The 24,636-nt window shown below is 62.8% G+C and carries 25 protein-coding genes; 9 read left to right on the top strand and 16 right to left on the bottom strand.

What is annotated here, in order from left to right; all coding sequences use genetic code 11:
- Positions 1-3 precede the first annotated feature (3 nt).
- Positions 4-858: an IclR family transcriptional regulator gene (locus tag QFZ91_RS02095; RefSeq protein WP_429566065.1), complete on the top strand. Its 855-nt coding sequence runs from the start codon at positions 4-6 to the stop codon at positions 856-858.
- Between the two features lie 7 nt (positions 859-865).
- Here QFZ91_RS02095 and QFZ91_RS02100 read toward each other — a convergent pair whose 3' ends face one another.
- The 3 genes from QFZ91_RS02100 to QFZ91_RS02110 all read right to left on the bottom strand — a co-directional run bounded on the left by QFZ91_RS02100 (position 866) and on the right by QFZ91_RS02110 (position 3,526).
- The gene (locus QFZ91_RS02100) at positions 866-1,057 is read right to left on the bottom strand and encodes a DUF2783 domain-containing protein (protein WP_429566066.1); all 192 of its coding nucleotides are present in this window, start codon (positions 1,055-1,057) and stop codon (positions 866-868) included.
- A 5-nt stretch (positions 1,058-1,062) separates the two neighbouring features.
- Complete coding sequence (locus QFZ91_RS02105; RefSeq protein WP_429566067.1) at positions 1,063-2,748, bottom strand: FAD-dependent oxidoreductase; 1,686 nt, start codon at positions 2,746-2,748, stop codon at positions 1,063-1,065.
- Positions 2,749-3,166: 418 nt separating this feature from the next.
- Entirely contained in the window at positions 3,167-3,526 is a 360-nt protein-coding gene (locus QFZ91_RS02110) for a hypothetical protein (protein WP_176123559.1), read from the bottom strand.
- A gap of 370 nt (positions 3,527-3,896) precedes the next feature.
- Here QFZ91_RS02110 and QFZ91_RS02115 point away from each other — a divergent pair, with 370 nt between their 5' ends.
- On the top strand, positions 3,897-4,943 hold the full coding sequence (locus tag QFZ91_RS02115) for a virginiamycin B lyase family protein (RefSeq protein ID WP_429566068.1): 1,047 nt from the start codon (positions 3,897-3,899) through the stop codon (positions 4,941-4,943).
- Positions 4,944-5,015: 72 nt separating this feature from the next.
- On the opposite strand, the gene QFZ91_RS02120 is transcribed toward QFZ91_RS02115, so the two are convergent.
- The 4 genes from QFZ91_RS02120 to QFZ91_RS02135 all read right to left on the bottom strand — a co-directional run bounded on the left by QFZ91_RS02120 (position 5,016) and on the right by QFZ91_RS02135 (position 8,132).
- Complete coding sequence (locus tag QFZ91_RS02120; RefSeq protein WP_429566069.1) at positions 5,016-5,435, bottom strand: DUF1810 domain-containing protein; 420 nt, start codon at positions 5,433-5,435, stop codon at positions 5,016-5,018.
- Between the two features lie 374 nt (positions 5,436-5,809).
- A complete protein-coding gene (locus QFZ91_RS02125; RefSeq protein WP_429566070.1) occupies positions 5,810-6,031 on the bottom strand; it encodes a hypothetical protein in 222 nt (73 codons plus the stop codon).
- Between the two features lie 103 nt (positions 6,032-6,134).
- Positions 6,135-6,878: an acetoacetyl-CoA reductase gene (phbB, locus tag QFZ91_RS02130; protein ID WP_429566071.1), complete on the bottom strand. Its 744-nt coding sequence runs from the start codon at positions 6,876-6,878 to the stop codon at positions 6,135-6,137.
- Between the two features lie 741 nt (positions 6,879-7,619).
- Positions 7,620-8,132, bottom strand: a complete 513-nt coding sequence (locus QFZ91_RS02135) for an NnrS family protein (protein ID WP_429566072.1) — start codon at positions 8,130-8,132, stop codon at positions 7,620-7,622.
- Between the two features lie 106 nt (positions 8,133-8,238).
- Here QFZ91_RS02135 and QFZ91_RS02140 point away from each other — a divergent pair, with 106 nt between their 5' ends.
- From QFZ91_RS02140 to QFZ91_RS02155, 4 genes are all read left to right on the top strand, one after another.
- Entirely contained in the window at positions 8,239-8,709 is a 471-nt protein-coding gene (locus QFZ91_RS02140) for a ribonuclease (protein ID WP_429566073.1), read from the top strand.
- A gap of 379 nt (positions 8,710-9,088) precedes the next feature.
- Positions 9,089-10,438 carry an NAD(P)/FAD-dependent oxidoreductase gene (locus tag QFZ91_RS02145; protein WP_429566074.1) on the top strand — a complete coding sequence of 450 codons (1,350 nt, stop codon included), beginning with the start codon at positions 9,089-9,091 and terminating at the stop codon, positions 10,436-10,438.
- A gap of 86 nt (positions 10,439-10,524) precedes the next feature.
- Positions 10,525-10,722, top strand: coding sequence for a hypothetical protein (locus QFZ91_RS02150; RefSeq protein ID WP_429566075.1), 198 nt, complete (start codon positions 10,525-10,527; stop codon positions 10,720-10,722).
- A 254-nt stretch (positions 10,723-10,976) separates the two neighbouring features.
- Positions 10,977-12,077 (top strand): NADH:flavin oxidoreductase/NADH oxidase, encoded by a 1,101-nt coding sequence (locus QFZ91_RS02155; protein WP_429566076.1) that lies wholly within the window; start codon positions 10,977-10,979, stop codon positions 12,075-12,077.
- Between the two features lie 78 nt (positions 12,078-12,155).
- On the opposite strand, the gene QFZ91_RS02160 is transcribed toward QFZ91_RS02155, so the two are convergent.
- Positions 12,156-12,746, bottom strand: coding sequence for a LysE family translocator (locus tag QFZ91_RS02160; RefSeq protein ID WP_429566077.1), 591 nt, complete (start codon positions 12,744-12,746; stop codon positions 12,156-12,158).
- Positions 12,747-12,847: 101 nt separating this feature from the next.
- Here QFZ91_RS02160 and QFZ91_RS02165 point away from each other — a divergent pair, with 101 nt between their 5' ends.
- Positions 12,848-13,738 (top strand): LysR substrate-binding domain-containing protein, encoded by an 891-nt coding sequence (locus QFZ91_RS02165; RefSeq protein ID WP_429566078.1) that lies wholly within the window; start codon positions 12,848-12,850, stop codon positions 13,736-13,738.
- A 33-nt stretch (positions 13,739-13,771) separates the two neighbouring features.
- On the opposite strand, the gene QFZ91_RS02170 is transcribed toward QFZ91_RS02165, so the two are convergent.
- Complete coding sequence (locus tag QFZ91_RS02170; RefSeq protein ID WP_429566634.1) at positions 13,772-14,662, bottom strand: LysR family transcriptional regulator; 891 nt, start codon at positions 14,660-14,662, stop codon at positions 13,772-13,774.
- A 121-nt stretch (positions 14,663-14,783) separates the two neighbouring features.
- On the opposite strand from QFZ91_RS02170, the gene QFZ91_RS02175 reads away from it, so the two are divergent.
- Positions 14,784-15,524, top strand: a complete 741-nt coding sequence (locus tag QFZ91_RS02175) for an SDR family NAD(P)-dependent oxidoreductase (protein WP_429566635.1) — start codon at positions 14,784-14,786, stop codon at positions 15,522-15,524.
- A gap of 38 nt (positions 15,525-15,562) precedes the next feature.
- Here the strand turns inward: QFZ91_RS02175 and QFZ91_RS02180 are convergent, their stop codons facing one another.
- Positions 15,563-16,312 (bottom strand): SDR family oxidoreductase, encoded by a 750-nt coding sequence (locus tag QFZ91_RS02180; RefSeq protein WP_429566079.1) that lies wholly within the window; start codon positions 16,310-16,312, stop codon positions 15,563-15,565.
- A 99-nt stretch (positions 16,313-16,411) separates the two neighbouring features.
- Between QFZ91_RS02180 and QFZ91_RS02185 the strand changes: the two genes are divergently transcribed.
- Complete coding sequence (locus QFZ91_RS02185; protein WP_429566080.1) at positions 16,412-17,329, top strand: cupin domain-containing protein; 918 nt, start codon at positions 16,412-16,414, stop codon at positions 17,327-17,329.
- A 30-nt stretch (positions 17,330-17,359) separates the two neighbouring features.
- Here the strand turns inward: QFZ91_RS02185 and QFZ91_RS02190 are convergent, their stop codons facing one another.
- The 6 genes from QFZ91_RS02190 to phnY form a co-directional block, all read right to left on the bottom strand.
- Positions 17,360-19,003: a Na/Pi cotransporter family protein gene (locus QFZ91_RS02190; RefSeq protein ID WP_429566081.1), complete on the bottom strand. Its 1,644-nt coding sequence runs from the start codon at positions 19,001-19,003 to the stop codon at positions 17,360-17,362.
- A gap of 158 nt (positions 19,004-19,161) precedes the next feature.
- On the bottom strand, positions 19,162-19,962 hold the full coding sequence (locus tag QFZ91_RS02195; RefSeq protein WP_429566082.1) for an ABC transporter permease subunit: 801 nt from the start codon (positions 19,960-19,962) through the stop codon (positions 19,162-19,164).
- Positions 19,946-20,830 (bottom strand): 2-aminoethylphosphonate ABC transporter permease subunit, encoded by an 885-nt coding sequence (locus tag QFZ91_RS02200; RefSeq protein ID WP_429566083.1) that lies wholly within the window; start codon positions 20,828-20,830, stop codon positions 19,946-19,948. The genes QFZ91_RS02195 and QFZ91_RS02200 overlap by 17 nt, the downstream gene beginning before the upstream one ends.
- Complete coding sequence (locus QFZ91_RS02205; RefSeq protein WP_368715221.1) at positions 20,823-21,998, bottom strand: ABC transporter ATP-binding protein; 1,176 nt, start codon at positions 21,996-21,998, stop codon at positions 20,823-20,825. Before QFZ91_RS02205 ends, QFZ91_RS02200 begins: the two co-directional genes overlap by 8 nt.
- A gap of 22 nt (positions 21,999-22,020) precedes the next feature.
- Complete coding sequence (locus QFZ91_RS02210; RefSeq protein ID WP_429566084.1) at positions 22,021-23,052, bottom strand: 2-aminoethylphosphonate ABC transporter substrate-binding protein; 1,032 nt, start codon at positions 23,050-23,052, stop codon at positions 22,021-22,023.
- 60 nt (positions 23,053-23,112) lie between these two features.
- Entirely contained in the window at positions 23,113-24,561 is a 1,449-nt protein-coding gene (gene phnY, locus QFZ91_RS02215; RefSeq protein ID WP_429566085.1) for a phosphonoacetaldehyde dehydrogenase, read from the bottom strand.
- Positions 24,562-24,636: the final 75 nt, after the last annotated feature.

Below are 24,636 nucleotides of genomic sequence, written 5' to 3' on the forward strand. Positions count from 1 at the left end.
ATCATGCAGATCGAAACCCCGGACGCGTCCGACGCGAACACGCCCCCACTCAGCGATACGAAAGCTCAGCGCGGCATCAGCGCGCTCGACAACACCGGTGATCTCCTGCTGGCACTCGTTGCCGCCGGCCGCCCGCTGTCGCTGCGCGATCTGGCCGCCGCCGCCGATATGCCCGCCGCCAAGGCGTTTCCGCATCTGGTGAGTCTGCTCAAGGTGGGCTTGCTGAGCCGCGACGACGCGGGTCTTTTCAGCGCGGGACCGCTCGGCATGGAGCTCGGCCTGATCGCGTTGCAGCGCATGTCGCCGATTCGCGATGCCGAACCGGAGATCGTCACGCTCGCGGCGGAATCCGGCATGAGCGTCGCAGTGGCGACACTTGGTCCTTTGGGGCCTACCGTTATCCGCTTCGAGGAATCGGCGCGACCGCAACACGTGAGCCTGCGCGTGGGCACCGTGATGTCGCTCGTCAACACGGCGATAGGGCGCGTGTTCGCCGCGCATCTCGCGGACGACGTATTGGCCGGGCTGTTGTCGCAGGAATCGATCAGACTTGCTGGCGCGCCGGCCGCGGAGGTGTTCGTGTCGTCGAAAAAGGGCGCGCCGTCATTGGTCCCGACGTATCTGGCACGGCGCGCGAAAGTGCGCAACGACGGTATCGATGACGCACTCGGTGCGCCGGTGCCGGGCATCGGCGCGTTGGCCGCGCCCGTGTTCGATCACACAGGCAGCGTCAGTCTGGTGGTCGCGGTGATCGGTCCGTCGGGCGGCTCTGACTTCAGCCCGGGCGGCCCGACCGCGCTGAGGCTGCTCGCCACGACACGACGGCTGTCGTGGCGGTTCGGCTGGATTGGGCGCTGAACCTGGTTCAATCCGCGCGCGCCAGCGCGAGCGCTTCGAGCAGCACGTCGGCATCGCCGATGTGGTTGGCGAGCAGCAGCACGAGCTTCGCGTTCATGAAGTGGCTTTGCTCGTCGGTCAGTCCGTTGTGCGCGTCGATGAGTTTTTCATAGAACGCATCTGGATCGGACATGTTCGTTTCGATGTTCAGCTTGGTCATGATGGTTATCCGTTGCAGGTTGCGCGATCCACGGCCTTGGTGACCGATGCGGTGTCGAGAGCGCGCCAGCGCGCGCAGACGTGCTGGTCCGGACGCAGCAGATAAAACGTGCCGGGCCGCGCATCGAAGCGATGCGTGACGATGCCTTCTACGTCCTCGATCACCCTGACGTGAGGCATGTCCGGCAGAGCGGTCACGGGCGCTCCACGCGGCACGACGATCAATGAGCGGACCGGCACCGCGAGACCTGCGAGCGCGCGAAGCTGTTCGGCGCATTTCGTCAGGTCGTCTCCCTGGCCGCAGAAGTGCACACCCGTGAAGCCGCCATGTCCGGTCTGATTCAGGAACCAGGCGTTTTCGCCAGCCACCTTGACGGGCGCGTCGGTGCTAGCTGCGCCGGGCACCATCGCGCCGGTGAACGCGTCGGCGTCGGGCGTGTTCAGCGGCGAGTCACGCAGAATCGCCGGCACCGACAGACGGCCGCTGTTGACCATGCGCCGCGCGAACGGACACTCCTTCGCGAGCTTGAGCGTGGCGTCGCGGAACATCCGCGAGACCGCGCTTTTCGGCGTGATGAAGTCGGTGGCGCGCGATGAGTTCAGGATGTTTTCGTCCGCCGCATATTCGCGCTCCGATGCATAGGTATCGAGCAGCGCCGGCGGCGCGTCGCCGTTGACGACAAGCCGCAGCTTCCAGGCGAGATTGTCGGCATCCTGCACGCCGCTATTCGCGCCGCGCGCGCCGAACGGCGAGACACCGTGCGCTGAATCGCCCGCGAACAGCACGCGGCCATGCCGGAAGCTGTCCATCCGCAAACACGAGAACGTGTAGACGCTGACCCATTCGAGCTCGAACTCGGCATCGTCGCCGAGCAGCGCTTTGACGCGCGGAATCACTTTTTCAGGCTGTTTCTCCGCGACCGGATCGGCGTCCCAGCCGAGCTGGAAATCGATGCGCCAGACGTTGTCGGGTTGCCTGTGCAGCAGTACCGATTGATTGCGATGGAAGGGCGGATCGAACCAGAACCAGCGTTCGGTCGGAAACGGCGCCTTCATTTTCACATCCGCGATCAGGAAGCGGTCTTTGAAGGTTCGACCGTGGCTGTCGAGACCGAGTGCCCTGCGCACCGCGCTGCGTGCGCCGTCGGCGGCGACCACGTATTGAGCGCGCATCGGATAAATGCCGTCGGGCGTTTCGACCTGCAACTCGACATGGTCGTCTTGCTGCGTCACCCCGATCACATTGCTTTTCCAGCGCATTTGCAGATTCGCGGTCTGCTTCGCCTGGTCTGCCAGATAGCCTTCGACGTAGTACTGCTGCAGGTTGATGAACGCAGGTCGCGCGTGGCCTGTTTCGGGCAGCAGGTTGAAGGTATAGATCAGCTCGTCCTGCAGGAACACCTTGCCGACGTTCCAGCTCACGCCTTTGTCGACCATCTGCTTGCCGCAGCCGAGGCGGTCGAAAATTTCCAACGTGCGCTTCGCAAAACAGATTGCGCGCGATCCGCTCGACAGCGTGTCGTCGTTGTCGAGCAGCACGGTGCGAACGCCCTGCTGGGCCAGATCGATGGCCGCGGACAACCCGACCGGGCCAGCGCCGATCACGACGACCGGATAGGTGAGCGGGGCACCGGCATCGTGGTCGGCGGCTCGCTCGTAGTCGAAGCGCATCGTTTGGTAGTCGATCTGCATGGCGTCTCCGGTTCTGCGGCTATCTTCGATTAATCTATAGCAAGCAGTATTGCTCCTTGCTAATGTTGCTCATTTTATAAAGCTTTTCGAGCGATCGAATCTGTATTTACCCTGGGGCGGTTTGCTCCCGCATGCAGCGCGCGTAGACGAAAGGGCTTCGGCGGCGGAGAGCTCGAGGCAACAGGCTGCAAACCTCGTTGACTGCGTCGCACAGTTCAGGTTTTGAGTGAGGTGGCCAGCCGGCTTGCTACGGTGAAGTTGCTAAAAGCTGCCATATAAAAAATTGCGGAGCCGCTCGCACATGCGAGGGCTCCGCTGTTAGGAAGGGCCGGGTGCCGACTGATCATCTTCGATTGGATTCTTCTCCGCTGAGGACCGGTCCCCGCTCTTCCTGAACAAACCCCGTAGCGTTTATGACTCATTGGGTGGTATGCGCCGCGCCGGCCTGAGTCGTGCCAGGTTGTGCCGATTCAGCCAAGGCCGCGCGTGCGCGGTCGCGGGACTCGCTCGCCGCCCGGTTGCGTTCTTGCCGGGCATCGCGAGCTTCGGCCCTGAATGCCTTTCTGGCTTCCGCGGTCCGGGCGCGTTGTTCGCGGTTGGCCTCGCGAATCTCGTTTCGCTTTTGAACGATAGGGTCATTGTGGGTAGTCGCCGGTACGGTAGCAACCTCTGCGACCGGGGGCGCCGTCGTGGTTGGCTGCTGCGCGATAGCTGCGCCCGAAGTCATCAGGCCGAGCACGACGAGCGTTGTGGCGATTCGGTTGGTAAGGCGGCTCATGATTTACTCTCCGTTCAATTGAGGTCTACTGAATAATGACGACTGCCTTCTAAGTCATAAGTGATGTGAGGTTGTCAGCCGACTGTGGTTGCCTCCGGTACAGCGAGGCGCTGATGGACTCTTTCGGATTCGTCTCAGCACAGGACCCATTCTAACGAACGTCACATTGATTTCAAATGGCTTTCAGTGAAATTTGCCAGGGTAAACCCTCTATTGGCAGGGCTGAATTTAGTGCCCGACCTGGCGGGGTCGCCGCTGATCGGCTGAAAGCAGACGCGTAGAGCGCTACCAGGCACTGAAGCGTCGGGTCGAGCTCGGCAAGTGGTATTCGTGATACGTTAGCTGACACAGACAGCGACGGAGACCGCAGATGCTGATTCATCTCATGAACTGTGCCCCGCGATCGACCGCCCGGTTTGTGATTGCCTTGACGATCTGCGCCAGCGCTTGCGCGGTGAGCACGGGCAATCTTGGCCTCGCGCAGGCGCAAGCACAGCGGCCATCGTCGTTCGAAAGCTTCGTCGTGCCGGCCGGCAGCGCACCGCATGACGTCGCACCGGCGCATGACGGCACCGTGTGGTACACCGCCCAGGCGCGGGGAGCGCTCGGGCGGCTGGACCCGCGCAGCGGCAAAATCGACATGATCGCGCTCGGCACCGGATCGGCGCCACATGGCGTGATCGTCGGTCCCGATGGTGCGGCGTGGGTCACTGACGGCGGCCAGAATGCAATCGTGCGCGTCGATCCGAAGACGCTCGCCGTCACGCGTTTTCCGCTGCCCAAGGACCGGTCAGACGCCAATCTAAATACCGCCGTGTTCGATAAACAGGGGCATCTGTGGTTTACCGGGCAAAGTGGTGTCTACGGCGAGCTCGATCCGCAAAGCGGACGCATGCGGGTTTTCGATGCTCCACGCGGCGCGGGGCCCTACGGTATCTGCGTGACGCGCACTGGGGATCTGTATTTCGCTTCGCTGGCGGGAAGCTACCTCGGTCGCATCGACCGGACGACGGGCACGGCACAGATCATCGAGCCGCCAACGGCGAATCAGGGCGCGCGCCGCGTCTGGGCCGATTCCAGCGGGCGCGTCTGGATCAGCGAGTGGAACGCCGGCAAAGTCGGCGTATTCGATCCCGCGACGCAGCAATGGCGCGAATGGCGGCTGCCCGGCAACGGTCCGCACGCGTACGCAATATTCGTCGACGACCAGGACATCGTCTGGCTCAGTGAATGGAGCGCTAATGCGCTAGTGCGCTTCGATCCGCGTACCGAGCGGTTCGACGTCTTGCCACTGCCGCGTGATCACGCGAACGTGCGTCAGATGATGGGCCGTCCAGGCGAGGTCTGGTTGTCCGAATCCGCGACCGATCATCTGCTGCTTTACCGGTCCCGTGCAGCCGGTGCGGGCCGGCAGTGACGCCACACTTCCCCGAGAACGGAATTGCGCAGTCCGCCGCGCCCCACGTGTGCGGGCCCGCTACCAAAATGGCTAGAGCAGTTGGAGGGTTCGCGGATCGGCCTCGCCGCCGAAATATTTGCGCAAAGCTTCGACAAATACATCGTTGTCGTTCGTGGCGTGCGCGAACAGGGTCACCGACGAGCGAAACTTGAGGTGATCCGGATAGCCGAAAATTTCTTCGATGGAGCGGTCGCTGACGAGGTTGACCAGTTGCGTGGTTTCGCGCAGCCGTGCGCCAAGTATCGGGTGGCGCAGGTACGCTTGCGCTTCGGCCAGCGACGAAAGCGCGAATCGCTGAGCCGTTGCGCTGGTGCCGAGCCCCTCGATTTGAGGAAACACGAACCACATCCAGTGGCTTCGCTTACGTCCATGCTTCAGTTCATCGCATACCTGGGCGTAGACCGGGTCCTGTGCATCGAGGAAGCGTTGAAGGTCGTGGGGATCGTCCATTTCGTACTCCGCTGCAAACGTGGAAACCTATCGTTGAATCGCGATTCTCGCGCGCATGATCGTACAGGTCTACGATCGATCTTCGCCCTGTACCGGCAATGGAAGAGACTTGAGTAGTCTCACGAGCCTTGCTCGCTGCAACGGAGTCAGCCCTCGCGTAGCGCTCAGTTGCTGAACCCGCGCGCGCCAGTAGACGCCGGTGAACAGGGATTCCGCGGCACCCGCCGACAGGACCCGTTCGAGATGGGCAATCGCATCCTCGGCAGTCTGGGGCGAATAGGGGCTCGCTCTGTCTCCAGACGGTTTTCTGCCTGTAGTTTTCATCCACTTCTCTCAATGTGGTGACCGACTGAATCCGGTCTGTACGTCAGGCGTCAGGTGAGCCTGCTTCTTTCAGGCAATACATATGCGCTGGTGGATATCCATGTACGGCGTGCAATCACTTTCGTGCGCGTTTGATGCCACGAGTCGTGACGATTCAGTTCCCGCAGCATTCGTGCCCGCATGCGCTCGCGGCGATAGTGGCTAACGACCATGAACATTGCGATACCAAGGGCCGTGCCTCCGATCACCAGGCCCATCCAGGTTTCACTCATCACACGTTCCTCTCTGGAAAGCATAGGTGTGTTGCGCAAGCGGTTCGGGCCGGTTCGTGCGGTGTCTCTGCACGAACCGGCTGGCGCGGGCGTCGCGCGACTGTTACTGCATGTGCTGGCCGCCGTTGATCGCAACATTGGCACCGGTCACGAAGCCGGCGTCGTCCGAGCAGAGGTAAAGCACGAGCGCCGCCACTTCCTCGGGCTTGCCCAGACGTCCCACAGGAACGTGCGGCAGGATCTTCGTATCGAGGATCTCCTGAGGGATCGCCGTGACCATCTTAGTGGCCAGGTATCCCGGCGAAACCGTGTTGACGGTAACGCCCTTACGCGCCACTTCCAACGCCAGCGATTTCGTGAAGCCGTGCATGCCGGCCTTGGCCGCGGCGTAGTTGGTCTGGCCGATCGAGCCTTTCGAGCCGTTGACGGACGAAACGTTGACGATGCGTCCCCAACCCCGCGCGACCATCTCCTCGCACAGCGGCTTCGTCATGTTGAACACCGAGTCCAGGTTCGTGCGGATGACTGCGTCCCAGTTGACCTTGTTCATCTTCCGGAGCGTCATGTCCTCGGTGATTCCGGCGTTGTTCACCAGAATGTCAACCGGGCCGACTTCGAACTGAATTTTGGCTGCGCAGTGCTGGCATGAATCGTAGTCGGCCACATCGACCGGATACGCGCGAAAGTTCCTGCCTTGAGCTTCCATGTTCGCGAGCCATGCCGCACCGCCGGTGTTGTTCGGCGAGTACGTGACTACCACCGCATAACCTGCATCGTGCAGTTTCGTACTGATCGCTTCTCCCAGACCACCCATACCGCCAGTCACTACAGCAATTCGTTTCGTCATTCTTTCCATCCGTGATCGTCATATCTCTGCGAGGAACGTGAATAACCCAATGGCCGTCTCGCACAACCCGCCATTGCTTTGGCACAACGTATTGCCCCGACCTGAATTGCGTCAGGTCGTCCGGCGAATATGAATCGGTCCTCTGTCTCTGTCGCGGACAAATGGCACGGCCTGCCTCGCGGGTTCCGCACGCATTCGTCTGCTGACCAGGTGCGGCGAGCACTCCGCTTCTGTTGGCGTCATTGGCAGGACTAATTAATCAGATGAAACCGCGAAGAAGATGCGACAAAGACCTGATTGCACAAGTAGACGCGCCTCGCGTACGCTTATCTTGCTCCACATGTTACCGGTAACAGTTGAAGGTACAGAGAAGCCGTCTGTTGTCCTTCGATTGCGATAGGCGCGCCGTGTCGGCTAGGTCTCGCAACGGCCGTAAGTTCGACCGACGAGGCGATGGTAGTAGAAAAACTACATACTTGCAACGAAAGAAATGTAGTTTTTGTACATTGTTGGCCTACTGACTATTGCCCACGCATTCCTGAAGTCAGTGCGAACGATCGTTCGCGCGTCGCACTCAGTCACCGAAGCGTCGGCGCCGATGCTTGCCGCCAGGGAAGGAGACTCTGTTTCGACGGGTTCGATGGCAACGCCGCGAGCGAGCGGGCGTCGGGGCGAAGTGAAGGCATTCGAACCGGCTACGACGGATCTCGCTTGCTAGCCGCGTCGAGGAGGACGCGTTCTTCAACCCGGCTTGCCATCGACACGGGCGAGGACAAGCCACGCTCCGTATCGCACGCAATAGAGAACCAGCGCGGCCGCCCAGCATAGACCGGATGCGTATATCCAGGCCATCGTGAACTGCGGCGCGAGCCAGGGGCCGAGCACCCGAACCAAGGTCGCCAGAATGAACAGACCGCAGCTGGCGACCTCGACCTTACCGGCCACGAGTTCGCGTCCGGTGTGTCCGCGTGCGGTCCACGTGATCATCGCGATGATCGCGGTTCCAATGACTCCCACCGTGAAGGTATGAATCCAAGCGCCCACAGAGCGATGCGGGGTGGTGTGTCGACTTGACCTGAGGCGATCCTGACGGTCCTCTTCATGACTGCTCCAAACGGCGACTAGATGCCTTTTCGCCACATGCGACGAATGTTCGCGCCAGCGGAGCCATCTGGCCGCCCGATGACGCTCCCAAGACGAAGCCTCACTAACAGCATCGTCAGGTGCGGTGGAACCCATCGGCCTGGTTGTCATGGAAAAGTGCCAATCTCCGATCGAACGTTGATTCGCCCCGTCATTAGCGATACCTTTACATGTATCCTGGTCGTCGGGCGCTGGTCAACGAAGGGAGAACCGTTTCGTGAAGAGAGCGTCAGCTTTCTCCTGCATCGTCGCGTTGAGCGTGATCTTCGGCGGATGCGGCAAGCAGGGACCGCAAAACGCCACTGAGGCATCGGGGGCATCTGCGAGCTCGGCGCCGGTTCAAGCTGCACAAAGCGCGAGCGAAGCGGCCGCCGCCTCGGGCGCGCAAGGCACGGTGGCGCTGGTCACTGTCACCAAGGCGCAGTTGCCGGCGGAGGCTGCCGAAACGCTGCGCCTGATCAAAGCAGGCGGCCCCTTCCCGTTTAGCGACGACGGCGTCCTGTTTCGTAACACCGCGGGCTTGCTGCCGAAACATCCGCGCGGCTACTACCACACCTATACGGTTCGCACACCGGGCGCGACGGATCGCGGGCAACGCCGGATAGTCTGTGGCGGGCCGCGCAAGCATATCGGCGAGTGCTATTACACCGACGATTACTACAGCAGCTTTAAGCGCATTGCAGAATAAAGACGGAATCAACTGCGCGAGCGCTGCACGCCTGACGACCGTATCAATCCCGCGCTCCTGACCATGCGCTAGCGATCGATGCCGATCGCGCCGGCGATGCTGGCGTCGTCGTGTTTGAGCAATGGATAACGCGATGGCCGCCGCGACCGCATCCCATTGGCGCTGACCGAAGTTGTCCCATGGGTCTGCGTTGACAACGATCCTTATCTCCCAGCAGACGATCTCAAGCGGTTTTCAGACGGCGCGATCCGCCAATCAGAAAAGCTGAAGGCAGCCATCAAAACTATGAGATTTTCCTGCCATCGGGCATCTGCGATAGTGGTTCTCAACCGTTGTGTTGGATTACCGTACCGCGCGTCGTCGACCAGGGAGAATCTTCATGCATCGTTTTGTGATCGTGGGAGGAGGGGCGGGTGGCATTGAACTCGCAACGAGGCTAGGCGATCGTTATGGCGGTCGACGAAGAGGCGGGGCGCAACGTGCGTCGATTACGTTGATCGACCGCAACCCGACGCATATCTGGAAGCCCCTGTTGCACGAGGTCGCAGCGGGAAGTCTCGATCCATTCGCACAGGAACTGGCGTATGCCGCGCAAGCACAGTGGCACGGCTTCCAGTTCATCCAGGGCGAACTCGTCGGACTGGATCGTGGCTCTAGACACGTCCTGCTTTCGCCACTTCTCGACGACGACGGAACCGAACTGATTCCGCCGCGCCGAATCGAGTACGACTCGTTGATTCTGGCCATCGGTAGTACAACGCACTACTTCGGCGTGCCGGGCGCGGCCGAGAACTCGCTCGCGCTTGACAACGTCGCTCAAGCGGAACGCTTCAGAAAGCGCCTGATTGCAGCTTGCATTCGCGCCGAACAAACACAAAACGCAGGTGAGCGGGATGCTGGCGGAGTGCCTGGCGAACGCGCGCCTCGTGTTCAGGTCGCGATCGTTGGTGGTGGCGCTACGGGCGTGGAATTGTCCGCGGAATTGCGCAATACCGCGAAGGTACTGTCATCGTACGGCTTGCATCGGCTCAACCCCACACACGACGTCGGGATCGTGCTGATTGAAGCAGGGCCGCGGATTCTGCCAGCGTTGAAAGAGCGGGTGTCCACCGCGGCTGCAAGATTGCTGGGCAAGCTCAATGTCAAGTTGATGGTCGACGAGCGGGTCGCGGAGGTCACGCCCGGATTTATCCGCACGAAAAACGGCAAGACCATACGTGCGGATCTCACTGTGTGGGCCGCCGGCATCAAGGCGCCCACGGTGCTTTCAACTCTCGATGGTCTGACAGTCAATCATCTGGGGCAACTCAGTGTGCGTCGCACGCTTCAAACCGAGCTGGACGACCATGTCTTTGCATTCGGCGATTGCGCGGCGTGTCCATGGTTGGGCTTCGAGCGCAATGTGCCACCGCGCGCCCAGGCGGCTCATCAGCAGGCATCGTTTTTAGTCAAGGCACTCGGGCGACGCATCGAGGGACAAAAGCTTCCGGAGTTTGCCTATCGCGATCTCGGCTCGCTAGTGTCGCTCGGGCATGCAAATGCGGTGGGGAGTCTGATGGGAGGCCTTATCGGCGGCAGCATGCTCGTGGACGGACTGCTTGCCCGCTTCATGTACCTGTCGCTGTATCGGATGCACGTTGCGGCGCTGCATGGCTATGCACGCATGATCGTCAATACCCTTGCGCATCGGCTCCGTCGAAGCACGGCGCCGCACGTCAAACTGCACTGAGCAACAGTTCGTTGTAAATGGCCGAAGGCTCTGGCCGTGACGAATAAATCAACCGATTCCAAACACCAGCAAGACGGAGAGAAACCATGAACAGCTTCGACCAATCGCCTTTCAGCGTCGACTCGAGCAGTGGCGCCACACGCGCTCGAAACGGCAAGAATGGCTCTGAAAACCGATCGCGCTCCGTGTACCGATCGTTTCTTGCATCGACGGTATCGGCGATCGCCTCGAATGTGCCTGAGAGGCCGGATGTGTCGTCTGCCGCTGTTCTTGGTTACAACTGACACGCTTCGGGTCATCAAACGGCCAACTCACCGATTGAGCCGGAGCTCACGGCTATTCTCGTCAGGAATTGGCCTTATGAAGAATCTGCGCATTATCACTCCCCGATCTTGCAACTACGATCTGGCTTTCATCCATCACCAGACAGAAGATCTCCATGCCTCTCTCTCGCAGGCAAAATCGCCGTCAATAGTCGAGGTCATCGAGATTCGCGGAGTCAGCCTGGTTTGCGGTGGCGTTGAGTCGAGGAGTCAGTATGAATCAGCCAACGCTATTCACGCCGATACAAGTCGGCAACCTTAAATTGGCCAACCGGATCGTGATCGCCCCGATGGCCCAGTACTCCGCCGAACACGGCCAGATGAACGATTGGCACCTGATTCACCTCGGCCACCTGGCGCTTTCAGGTGCGGCGGCACTCACGATCGAGGGGACGGCGGTCACCCCCGACGGACGCACGAGCTACGGTGACGTCGGGCTCTATTCGGACGAGTGCGAAGCGTCCATGGCACGAGTGCTGGGCGGCATTCGGCGATGGTCTGACACGCCGATTGGAATCCAGCTCAACCATGCTGGCCGAAAGGGGTCTCGACAGAAACTATGGGACGGCGGCGCACAGATTCCCTATGATCACGCGAATGGTTGGCACACCTACGGCCCGTCTCCGGTCGCTTTTGCCGCCGGAGAGACACCACCCACCGCCTTGGACCGCGATGGCCTGGCCGCCATTCGCGACGCGTTCTCGGCCGCAGCGCAGCGCGTCTCCCGGCTCGGGTTGGATTTCATTCAGATTCTTGGTGGGCACGGCTATCTGCTGCATCAATTCCTGTCGCCTCTGTCAAATCACAGGGACGACGAATACGGCGGTTCATTGGAAAACCGGATGCGCTTTCCACTTGAAGTTTTCGAAGCCGTGCGAGAAGCGTTTTCGCATGATCGCCCCGTGACGATGCGGGTATCCGCTACCGACTGGGTGGACGGCGGGTGGTCCGTGCAGGACGCGATCGCTTTTGTCCACGCGCTGGAGGCTAGAGGCTGCGCCGCAATCAATGTCTCAAGTGGCGGTTCGAACCCAGCCGCGCAAATTCCGATCGGGCCTGGCTATCAGGTTCCCTTCGCGCGGGCAGTGAAGCAGGCGACGACGCTCCCTGTCATCGCCGTCGGCATGATCACCGAGTTCGAACAAGCCGAATCCATTCTCAGCACAGGAGACGCCGATCTGATCGCGCTCGCTCGGGCCGTGCTCTTTGACCCTCGCTGGCCCTGGCACGCTGCCGGTCACTTTGGGACTCAAGTCAAGGCGCCGAACCAGTATCTTCGCTCTCAGCCTGGTCGGCTGCGAAAGGTGTTCGTTTGAATCGGCCTCGTCGATAACGGGGCGGCGACCAGGGCGGCGACCAAACTATCCGACACATCGACGAACGCGGCTTCAGGCTTATCGCCAGGTCGGAATGACGGATGCGGCGAGCAGCACGCCCATCGCGAGATTGACAAGGCGCCAGTGGCGTGGCGTCCGAAAGAGCCGCGCGAGTAGCACGCCGAGCGCACACCATAGCGCGAGCGAAGCGCAGGCAGCCACCCCGAACGCTCCCCCGAGCAGCATCGCGAGGCGGTTCGGGTTGTTTGCGAGCAGCGCGAACGACGCCGCCGCGCCGACTGTCATCGCCCAACCTTTCGGATTGAGCCAGAGCAGCAGGAAACCGTTGACGAGCGTAACCGGACGCGCGGGGCCGTTGCCCGCGTTTGGCGGCCCGCTGCGCGCTATGCGCCAGGCGAGCCATAGCAGATAGGCGGAGCCGAGCGCTTTCACCGCCGTTTGCAGCGACGGCAGCGCCAGAAGCAGACCGCCCAGCCCGAGCGCGGCGAGCGCAGCGAGCAACGCAAGGCCCAGAGCGATGCCGAGCATCAGCGGTATCGAGCGTACGAAACCGAAACGTGCGCCCGAGGCGGTGGCGAGCGTGGTCGCGCCACCGGGCGTCGCGGTCGCGACGGCGACGAAGAGCAGAAGCGGGAGTATCGAGGTCATCGGTGCAGATTCGAAATCAAGGAATTTGCACTGTACGGATCGTCAAAGCATCGTAAAAGCTAATAATATTGATGCGGTACATTACGCGACATAATGCATAGATGAGCCGAAATCTCGACCTCGATCTGATCCGCACCTTCGTTGCCGTCGCCGATAGCGGCAGCATGACGGTCGCTGCGAATTTGCTGCACATGACGCAAGGCGCGGTGAGCCAGCAGATAAAGCGCCTCGAAGATGTGCTGGATTGCCTTCTGTTCGTTCGCAAGACGCGCCGGCTGGAACTGTCGCGCCAGGGCGAGCAGTTTCTCGTGAAGGCGCGCAAGCTGCTTCAGTTGAACGATGAAATCTGGGCCGACATGACCGCGCAGCCGTTGCGCGGCGCCTTGCGTGTGGGCGTGCCTCCCGATCTCGTGACGCGGCTTGCGCCCGCGATGAAGGCATTCGCCGACGCGCATCCGCACGTCGAAATAACCTTGATGTGCGCGGCGTCGCCAGAACTGAGCGAGGCGGTGAATAGCGGTCGCGTGGACGTGTCCTTGGTCGAATATGTCGCGAGCGAAGCCGAAGGTGAAGTGGTCCGCATCGAGCCGTTGGTGTGGGTCAAGGGGCGCGGCAGTGAGGTGTGGCAGAAGCGGCCGTTGCCGCTGTCGATGGTAGACGAGCGTTGTGCTTTCCGTTCGGTGGTGCTCGGTGCGCTCGCGGACGAGGGCATCGCGTGGCGAACGGTGTTCGAGAGCGGAAACATCGAGGCGACCGCCGCAACGGTGCGCGCGGGCCTCGCGGTCACGAGTTGGCTCGCCTCCACGGTGCCGGCCGATCTGGAGACGCTCACGCCTCGCGTAAGCGGCTTGCCTGCACTGCCTCCATTCGCGATATGTCTGCGCTTGCCCGCGACGGTTCAGCCAGCGGCGCAGGAATTCGCGCGCCATGTACGCGAGTCGATGTCGAGCGACGCAAGCACGCGACGCGCGCCGCTAGCGAACGTCGCGTGACGTACTGCGTTTGAAGTGCGTTCTGGAGCGTTTCTACAAGCGCTGCGGCAGCGCCGCCGCGAAAAAATCAGTGACCCGGCGCACGCGCGCAGGCACGAAACGGCGCCGCGGCCAGATGATGCTCACATCACGGGCGTCCCGAATGAAATCGTCGAGCACGGTCACGATGTCCGGATGCTTGAGTTCGTCGGCAAGCGAGAGCTTCGCGAACAGGCCGATTCCCACGCCCCCGAGCACGGCCGATCGGATCGTCTCGACGCTATTCGACGACAGGTTGCCTCGCACCGGCACGCTGAACCGGCCTCGTGGCCCATGAAAAGGCCAGTTCGCCGATTCCAGCAGACCACCGTAGAGCAGGCAATTGTGATTGGCGAGTTCCGCAGGTTCCCTCGGTACTCCGTGTTGCTCGAAATAGCGACGCGATCCGACACAGACCAGCGGCGTGCTGGCAATTCGCTTTACGACAGAATCCGCATCGTTGACGGAGCCCACTCGAATCGCGAGATCGATTCGATCCTCCACCATATCGCGCACGAAATCCGACAACACAAGATCGACCCGAAGACCGGGATGGCGCGACAGCAGCTCGGGAATCAGCGGAAGAACGTGCAGGCGGCCGAACGTAGAAGCGCAGGCGATCCGCACGAGGCCTGAGACATCCAGCGTGCTGCTGGTCAGTTCGCTGTCGGCCACCTCGATCTCGTCGAGCAACGGCTTGGTCCGCTCGTAGTATTTCTGCCCTTGATCGGTCAAGGTCACGCTGCGTGTGCTGCGGTTGAATAGCAGTACCCCGAGGCGCTTTTCCAGCGCGCCGATCGACTTGCTGATAGAGGACTGTGACTCGCCGGTTCTGCGCGCCGCGGCGGAAAAGCCGCCCGCTTCGACAACGGCGAAGAAGGCGTTCAATTCGTGAAACCGATCCATTGCATTCCTCTCGTGGGACCTATTCTTTCGGTGAATGGATCTTATGATAAATCCGCCGATTATCATTCGTGGGGGCCGCCATTACGATGGGACTTCCATTCAACATCGGACGGAAGTTTCAATGAATACTCTCGCAGGCAAGGTCGCCGTCATTAGCGGCGGAACGACCGGTATCGGCTTGGCGATCGCCCAGCGGTTCGTCGCCGAAGGCGCTCACGTCTTTATCTTCGGCCGTCGGCAAGGCCAGCTCGACGAGGCCGTCAAACTGATCGGACGCAACGTTACCGCGATTCAGGCCGACGCCGCGAATCTCGATGACCTCGATCGTGTTGCTGCGGTTGTCAGGGAAGAAAAGGGTGTCGTCGATATCATCGTGTCGAACGCGGGTTATACCGAGCAGGCTTCGATCGACACCATCACGCCTGAGCATTTCGACAAGGCATTCAACCTGATGGCGCGCGGCCCGGTCTTTCTGGTGAAAAAGCTGCTGCCGATGATGACGGGTGGTGGGTCGATCATTCTGGTTTCGTCGGCCATGCACGTGATGGGCATCCCAGGACACACCGCCTACGCGGCGACGAAGGCCGCGTTGCGTTCCTATGCCCGCACGTGGGCTGCCGAATTCAAGGATCGCGGCATTCGCGTCAACATGCTGAGCCCTGGTGTCACCGACACCCCGATACTGGATTCCCAGTCGGCGACACGCGAGGATCTGGTGAGCATGTACAAGAGCATGGTCCCGATCGGCCGACTCGCCCGCGCCGAGGAGATGGCCAGCGCGGCGCTCTTTCTCGCCTCAGAACAGAGTTCCTATATGACGGGTGCCGATTTGATGAATGACGGTGGCATCGGCCAGGTGTGACGGTCGAAAAAGCCGCGGCGATGTTTGCCCGGGGTGTGCTATCTGACGCGCGCGTGGTACCACTCGACAGCGTCCTCGCCGGCGGGGATGTTGAACGGGCTCGATGAATCGGTCGCGGCGCGCCAAACCGCTTCGGCGACATCCGATGCATGCGTGACGGCCGTTTCTTTCTCCCACCTTGCGAAAACCTGCTGCGCGAGCGCGTCGTACGGCTCGGGAAATCCGTCTTTCATGCGCGCCCGAGCGTTTTCGCCGAAGCGGGTGGAAGGCGCGCGTCCCGGCAGCACGACACGCACGCGCACATTGAACTGCTCCAGTTCGAGTGCGAGCGATTCGCTGAACGCGTTGACCGCGGACTTGCTCGCGGTGTAGACCGACAGCAGATGCAGCGGTCTGCACGTGACGGTCGACGTCACATTGACGATCACCCCTTCGCGGCGCTCGCGCAACTGCGGCAACACGGCCTGCGCCATCGCGATGGTGCCGAGCGTATTGGTCTCGAAGATATCGCGCACGGTGTCCATCGGCGTTCCTTCGAGCGCATTCAGAAAGCCGATACCCGCATTGTTGACGAGCACGTCGATCCGTCCGGCCGCATCGATGACCGCGCGAATGCTTTGCGGGTCCTTCACATCGAGGGCGAGAATCGAAAGACGATCGGAGCGCGGCAACACGTCTTCACGTGGCGTGCGCATCGTCGCGATCACGCGCCAGTCGCGATCCAGAAAATAACGCGCGATTTCGAGGCCAAAGCCGGACGAGCAACCGGTAATCAAGACGGTCTTCATGTCGAGTCCTGTGGTTGGTGACAGTCGCGACACAATAAGTCCTGACCGCGAGGACTCGCTACAATCGAGCGTCCAGGTTTCATTCGAAATCGTCCGATCATGATCGACCCGCTCGCCGAAATCGTCACACTGCTCAAGCCGACACCCACGTTCTCGAAAGTGCTCAGCGGCGCCGGGCGCTGGCGCGCGAGCCGCACGGAAGTCGGCCAGCCGTTCTACTGCGTGGTGCTCGAAGGATCGCTGCGTCTATCCGTCAATGGTTGCGAGCCGCTGATTCTTCAGGCCGAAGACTTCGTGCTCGTGCCCGAAGTCTTCAGCTTCACGATGACGAGCATCGATCCGCCCGACGATAACGACGTCTCTAATAGCGCGCCGGCGGCGCTGCCCGACGGCAGTTTTCGTTTCGGCGATGCATCGGTCGCGCCAGAAGCCCAATGGCTTGCGGGCCTCTGCGCGTTCGGTTCGCCGGACGCGGCCTTGCTTGTCTCGCTGTTGCCCAAGCTCGTGCAGGTGCGCGGTGAACGCAGGCTCGCGACACTCGTCAAGCTCGTGAGGGAAGAATCCCGCGCGCAGCGGCCCGCGCGCGAGGTCGTGCTGGCGCGACTGCTCGAGGTGCTGTTCATCGAAGCGTTGCGAGCCACGGGAACCGGGGCATCGCCCGGACTCGTCCGCGGCCTCGCCGACCCCCGTCTCGCGCTCGCGATCCGTCATATGCACGAAAGCCCGCACCAGCCCTGGACGGTCGCGCAACTCGCAAAAGCCGCCGCGCTTTCACGGTCCGCTTTCTTCGATCGATTCAGCCGCGCGGTCGGCGTCGCACCGATGGAGTATCTGTTGTCGTGGCGCATGGCTATCGCCAAGAATCTGCTGCGCTCAAACGAAGTCAGCATCGCGGCGGTCGCGGAACGTGTCGGCTACAGCTCGGCAAGCGCATTCAGCGTCGCGTTCACGCGTCATGTCGGACTGCCGCCGACGCAGTATGCTCGAGACGCGGCGAATGTCGTCGTCGCTCGATGAAGCTTCGTAGCGCAAGCGCCGTGTCTCGCCTCATGCAACCTGCGCATCGCCATCGTTAGCTGCCTCGCGCTCGAGCAGCGGATAAGCGAGCGCGCAGATGTGCGACTGAATCCGCACGAGATCGCGCAGCACGTCGAGATGCAATGAGCTCGACGCGATGCTGTCGGGCTTGCCCTCGCGCAGGCGGTCGAGATGAGCATCCCGCGCGGCGCGTTCAAGGCGCCGCAGCGCCTGTTTGTCCTCGAGCAGTTGCTCCGCGGTCTGCGTTCTTCCCGACACGAGCAGCGCCTGAGCCCGGTGAAAACTGTCGATCACCAACTGATGCAGCGCGCGCAAGTCCTCGGCGCCTTCAGCGGAAAAGCTCACCTGTGCCTTGATCTTTTTCTGCGCCAGCTCCATCAGATTCTTGTCCACGATATCCCCGATATGTTCGAGGTTGATCACGGAGGTCATGATCGCCGAGGCCCAGCGCCGGTCTTCGTCGTCGAGCGACTCGCGCGTCACCTCGGTCACGTAGCTTTTGATCGCATCGTGCAGCATATCCACCGCATCGTCGCGCGCCGCGATCTCGTGCACCGCGCGCCGGTCGTTTGCGATCAGCACCGGCACGCTCGCGCACAGCATCGCTTCGACGATATCGCCCATCCGGATCAATTCGCGGGTCGCGCATGCGAGCGCCTGCGAGGGCACCCGCAGCGCGGCTTCGTCGAGGTAGCGCGGCGCGTCGCCGTTCTCGGCGGCGCCTGGCGCCGGCAGCAACCGTTCGAGAAGGCGCGCGACAGGGGCGAGCAGCCCGATGAAGACCACGGCGATCGCCACGTTCACGCCCGTGTGGAAATCGGCGATTGCACGGGCGGGGCTGCCGTAGACCTGCTGGAGCGACGTTGCGAGCGGCGCGCACGCGGCGAGCATCAGCAGGCACACGCCGCCGCGCAGCACGAGGTTGCCGGCCGGCAGGCGCCGGCGGCTGCGGTCGGCGCCTTTCGCGGCCTCGAAATACGGGTTGAGCGCGCTGCCGATGTTCGCGCCGAGCACCATCGCGATCGCCGTGTCCATCGGCACGGTATGCAGGTTGGCGAGCGACATCACGAACAGTACGACCGGAATGCTCGAATGTGCGGCCCAAGTGAGCACGCACGCGAGCGCCGCATTCAGCACGGGCTCGCCTGCCAGCGCGCCGAGCACCGTGCGCAGGGCAGGGGCGGTCTCGGCGGGCTGCACGGTCGAGACGAGTAGCGTGAGCGCAAGCAACATCAGGCCGAGCCCGATCGACGCGCGGCCGAGATCACGATTGCGCGAGCCTTTGCCCTTCTCGAAGAGCGTCATGCCAACCAGCAGACACACCGGCGAGATCCAGCTCAGATCGAGCGAGAACGCCTGCACGATCAGCGTCGAGCCGACGTTGGCGCCCAGCATGATCGCGAGTCCGGTAACAGGCCGCATCAAACCGCGCGCCGCGAACGACGACGCGATCATGCCGGTCGCCGTGCTGCTCTGCAGCGCGCCGGTGATCGCGAGCCCGGCGCAGAACGCGTTCAGCCGGTTGCCGAGACTCTTCGCCATGAAGCGCTTGAGCGACGCGCCGAACGCGCGCATCAGGCCGGACTCGACCATATGAAGGCCCCACGTCAGCAGCGCGACGCCACCCGCGAGATGAAGCACGATCATGATCATCCGGCACCTCCCTTTATGTTTTTGTCGTGCGCATCTTTCAGGCCCGCTCAGCGCCCGCCGCGATTGCCTCCCCGAGTATGCGCGGCGCCTCCGGCATCTGCGCAGCTGTGACGGCGAGCGTCAGCTCGCGGCTCTTTCCCTGAGGATGAGCGACACCGTCATCCACGCACCATTGCGCGGTTCGAGATGCGCGAGAGCCCCATCAACACCGCGAGCGTGCCGATACCGAGGATCATCGTGAGCGTCGCGGCGTCGAAGATCGCACCACGGTCCGACAGCGCGAAGATGCCCACCGGCAGCGTGACCCAGCCCGGCGGATAGATCATCAGCGTCGCACCGAGCTCGCCCATCGACAGCGCGAAGCTCAGGCTGAACGATGCGAGCAGGTACGGCGCGACGAGCGGCAGCGTCACGCGCGAGAGCTGGTAGAGCGGCCGGGCGCCGAGACTCTGGGCCACCTCGCCGTATTCGGGCGCGACCCGCGCAAGCCCGGCCGCCACGTTGCCGTAGGTGAACGCCGAGATCAGCAGGAAGTGCGCGATGAAGACGATCGTCGCCGTGCCGTTGAGCAACACCGGCGGCCGGCTGAACGCGACCAGCAACCCGAGCCCGATCGAAACCGACGGCACCGCGCTCGGCACGAAGAAGATCACGTCGAGCACGCGGCGCGGCAGGCCTTTGATGCGGCGCAGCGCGAGCGCGGCCCAGGTGCCGCTGACGAGCGCCGCGACGCTCGCGACCACGCCGGTCAGCACGCTTATGCGAAGCTGGCTCGCCGAATCGGTATGCAGCACCCGCGCGTAGTGTTCGAGTGTCAGGTGGCTCGGCAGGATGCCGTTCCACTGTCCGCTGATGCTGGCGAGCGCGATCATCGCGACCGGTAGCCCGTAGACGGCGCAGAACAGCAACGCCGTGCCGCCCGACGTCAGCCATTTACCCCATTTAGCCCAGAGCAGCACGGCGACCTCCGCAAAATGACACGACGGCCCGGTAGCAGGCATAAAGCCCGAGCGACAGCGCGATATTGACGACGGCGATGACACACGCGGTGGTGTAGTCGAATTCCTGGATCGCTTTGTCGTAGATCAGCAGCGGCAACGTGATCACGTCTTTCGCGCCGATGAAGAGCACGATGCCGAACTCGTTGACGGTCAACAGCAGACACAGGCTGCCGCCCGCCAGCAGCGCCGGCAACGCGGCGGGCAGGATGATCTGCCGGATGATGCGCAGCGGCCGCGCGCCGAGGCTGCCCGCCATCTCGATCTGCGCACTGTCGATCTGCGAGAAGCACGCAAGCAACGGACGCATGATGAACGGCGTATAGACCGTGATCTCCGACAGCACGACACCCCATTGCGTGTACAGGAAGTTGAGCGGCGGCAGCGGCAGATGGAACATCTCCATCAGCGACTGGTTCAGCAGTCCGGCCGAACCGTACACGAACGTGAACGCGAGCGCGACGAGGAAGGTGGGCAGCGCGATGAACGTATCGATGAGCCGGCCCACGAAACGCGCGCCCGGGAATGGCACGAACGCGATCACGAGCGAGAACGCGAAGCCGAGCACGAGGCATCCCGCCGAGGCCGATACTGCGATCGCGATCGTGTGATAAAGCCCGCTCAGGAACTGGCGTGAGCGCAGCACGTGCTCGAAGTTCGCGAACGACAGCACATGCTGGTCGCCGCCCAACGCCTGTACGACGATCAGCCCGAACGGGTAGAAGAACAGCGCGGCGAGCACCGCGAGCGGCGGCGCGATCCACAGGCCGCCCAGCCCCGCGGCCGGCGCTCGCGCGGGGGCCGGCGGCGCGATGACGATATCAGCCATGACGTTCAGCCTCCGGTACGAGCGTGACATCCGCGGGATCGAAACGTACGCTGAGCGCAGTGCCCGGCTCCGGCGGTTCCGCGAGCGGCGCGCAGGTGAGCCGCAGCAGCTCGCCTTCGACGTCGAGCACGATGCTGTGCATTTCGCCGAGCCACTGCACGCTGACGACGGCCCCCGTCATCTGATTCATGCGTTGGCCATCGGCGCCTGGCGTGCTGCCACCCGCAACGGACTGCAGATGATGCGGCCGCACGCACACGAAGCAGGCGGAGCCGGCCGCGAGTCCGTGATGGTTGCAGCCTTCGAGCGGCCGGCCATGAAAGCGCACGCGGGCGCGCCCGTCGGGCATCGGTTCGAGCTGCTGCGCCGGCAGCACGTTCGCGCGGCCGAGGAACTCGGCGGCGAAGCGGTTCGGCGGATGACGATAGAGCCCTTGCGCGTCGCCGTAAGCGACCAGGTGGCCGTCGCGCATGATGCCGATGTGGTTCGCGAGGGTCAGCGCTTCGGTCTGATCGTGCGTCACGTATAGCACCGTGAGCGACGGCAGCGTGCGGTGCAGCTTCGCGAGTTCGTCGAGCATCGAGCGGCGGATCTGCGCGTCGAGCGCGGACAGCGGCTCGTCGAGCAGCAGCACCTGCGGACGGATCGCGAGCGCGCGGGCGATCGCCACGCGCTGCTGCTGGCCGCCCGACAGCTCGCGCGGATAGCGCTTCGCATACTTCGCCATACCGACGAGCCCGAGGCACTCGGGCACCCGTTCGCGTATCACCTCGGCATCCGCGCCGCGGGCGCGCAGCCCGAAGGCGACGTTGTCCTCGACGCGCATATGCGGAAACAGCGCGTAGTTCTGCACCACCATGCCGATGTTGCGTGCGTACGGCGGCAGCCGGGTCACGTCGCGATCGCCGATGGTGATACGCCCGGCGCTCGGCTGCACGAAGCCGGCGACGGCGCGCAATGCGGTCGTCTTGCCGGAGCCGGACGGGCCGATCAGCGCGACGATCTCGCCGGGCTTCACGGTCAGCGTCAGAGCCTCCAGAATGGTCTGGCTGCCGTAAGCCACCGACACGCCTTCGAAACCGATACCGCTCGCTCCGTGCGCGATGACGGTCGGCGCAGCGGAGGCGCGCCGCTGCGGCCCCCGTTCCATGGTCATGGTGTTTGCCATTAGTCGCTCGTCGGTAGCTGGGTTAGTCGATGGAAATCGCCTGGTTGTAGGCGGCCACGTCGGGACGCAGCTCCTGGAGCACCTGGTTCCAATCGGGTTGCCAGATGTCGACGCCCTTCAGCAACGCGTTCAACGTCTGGAAGTTGCTGTCCGACGGATGCACATCGGTGCGCACCGGGAAGCCGTACGCGACCTTGCTGACCTCCTGCTGCGCCGGCGCGCTCAACAGGAAATCGATCAGCTTTTCGCCGTTGCCGGCATGCGGCGCGTTCGCCACGAGGCCGACGTAGTAGGGCAACGCAAAGGTCGTGCGGCGGCCGTCGGGACCGGCCGGGAAGAACATCGCGACGTTCGGGTTGTCGTGCATCTGCGCGAGGTTCATCTGCATATCGCCGTTGGCCACGAAGAGCTCGCCTTTGTTGACGAGCGCCGTGAGCTTGCCGGTCGACGCGGAAGGCCCGAGGTTGTTGGTCTGCAGCTTGCGCAAATAGTCGAAGCCGGCCGGCTTGCCACCGAACGCGTGGAAGGTCTGCAGCATCAGCGCGGTGCCGTCGCCAGCCTGGCCCGGCGTCGAGTACTGGATCTTCTGCTTGAACTGCGGCGCGAGCAGGTCTGCGTAGGTCTTGGGCGGGCTCTTCAGCACCGCCGAGTTGTAGATGAAGCTCGGGTAGTTGCCGACCATCGCGTAGTACAGGCCTTTCGGGTCCTTGTCGCGCGTCTCGATCTTGTCGGCGCCCGTCGGCGAATAGGACTGCAACAGGCCGTCAGCCGCGGCTTTCTGCATGAAGGGCGGCAGCGTCACGAGCACGTCCGCCTGGGTGTTCGACCTCTCCTTGCTCAGCCGGTCCACCACGCCGCTCGAGCCGGCCTCGATGTACTGCACCTTGATGCCGGTCGCCTTCGTGAAGGCTTCGAACTGATTGCCGAACCAGCTCGGCGAACCGTCGTGCAAACCATCCGCGGCATAGATGGTCACGACGTCGGACTGTGCGTAAAGGGGGGGCGTTGCCATGGCGAGCGCGCAGGCGGCGAGAGCCATCAGACGAGTTTTCATATCCATCCTTCCTTGCGTTGAGTTCGGATGAGGTCAGCATTCACTTGGTCGCGCGGCCGGTCACTCCCATGGCAGCGACCAGGTCCGCACATTCGAGTAGCTCTTCATTGCCTCGACCATGCCCTCCTTGTAACCATTGCCTGAATCCTTGATGCCGCCGAACGGCGACATCTCCGTGCGATAGCCGGGCACTTCCCAGACATTCACGGTGCCGACTTCCAGCTCCCTGACGAAGCGCGTGATGTAGTCGAGCCGGTTCGTGCAGACGCCCGACGAAAGGCCATACGCGGTCGAGTTCGAAACCCGGATCACTTCCTCGATCGCATCGGGCACGCGGATGATCGGAATCACCGGGCCGAAAGTCTCTTCGCGCACGAGCTCACAGTCGTACGGCACGTGATCGACGACGGTCGGATGGAACAGCGCGCCCTCGCGCGGCGCGCCGTAAAGCACCCGGGCACCGTGGGCCTGCGCGTCTGCCACGCGTCGCTCGAACAGTTGCGCGGAGGCCTCGTTGATGACGGTGCCCACGTCGACGGACGGGTCCATCGGATCGCCGCACTTGAGCTTTTTCGCATGCACGAGCACGCGCTGGACGAACGCGTCGGCCACGCTTTGCACCACGAGAATCCGCTTGACCGCCGTGCAGCGCTGCCCCGAATTTTTCGTCGCACCGGTTACCGCGAGCTGCGCGGCCTTGTCGAGATCGGCGTCCTCCATCACGATCAGCGGATCGTTGCCGCCGAGTTCCAGCACCGTGCGGCGATAGCCGGCGTGCTGCGCGATATATTTGCCGACCCGCACGGAGCCTGTGAACGTGACGAGATCACAGTGCGGATCGGTGATCATCGCATCGCCCATCGTGCGCGGATTGCCGGTGACGACACTCAGCATCTCGGGCGGCAGGCCCGCTTCATAGAGCACGTCGGCAAGCGCGAGCGCGGTGAGCGGCGTGAGCTCGGTGGGCTTCAGCACCACGCGGTTGTTGGTCGCGATCGCGGGCGCCAGCTTGTGGCTCACCATGTTCAGCGGATGATTGAACGGCGTTATCGCCGAAATCACGCCGAGCAGCGGCAGCCGCGTGGTGAAAATCTTGCGGTTCTTGCCGTTCGGGCTGATATCGCAGGAATAGACCTCGCCGTCGTCCTTGATCGTGAGCTGCGCCGCGAACGACCACACGTCGTAGGCGCGGCTCGCCTCGTAAAGCCCATCCTTCCAGCACAGCCCCGACTCCGCGGTGATCAGGCGTGCGAAGTCTTCCTTGCGCTCGCTCAGGATCTCGGCCGTGCGCTGCAGGATGCGCTGACGCTCGAAGCGCGTGAGCCGCGGCTTGAATGCGTGCGCTTTTGCGAACGCCTGTTGCACGTGTTCGGGACGACCCGCGGGCACGGTACCGACGACCTCGTTCGTGTACGGGTTGAAGACTTCGATCAGCTCGTCGGTGCTCGTGTGTTGGCCGGCGATGCGCATCGATTCCTGCCTGAAGGCGGGTTTGATCATGACGTTCATCGAATACCTCGTTCAATGATCCGGTGGAGCCCGCAGGCCTCCGCGAGATGCGGGACGCGCGGGTTGTTGTGATCG

This window comes from Paraburkholderia sp. JPY419, from assembly GCF_050435705.1.
Lineage (GTDB): Bacteria > Pseudomonadota > Gammaproteobacteria > Burkholderiales > Burkholderiaceae > Paraburkholderia > Paraburkholderia youngii.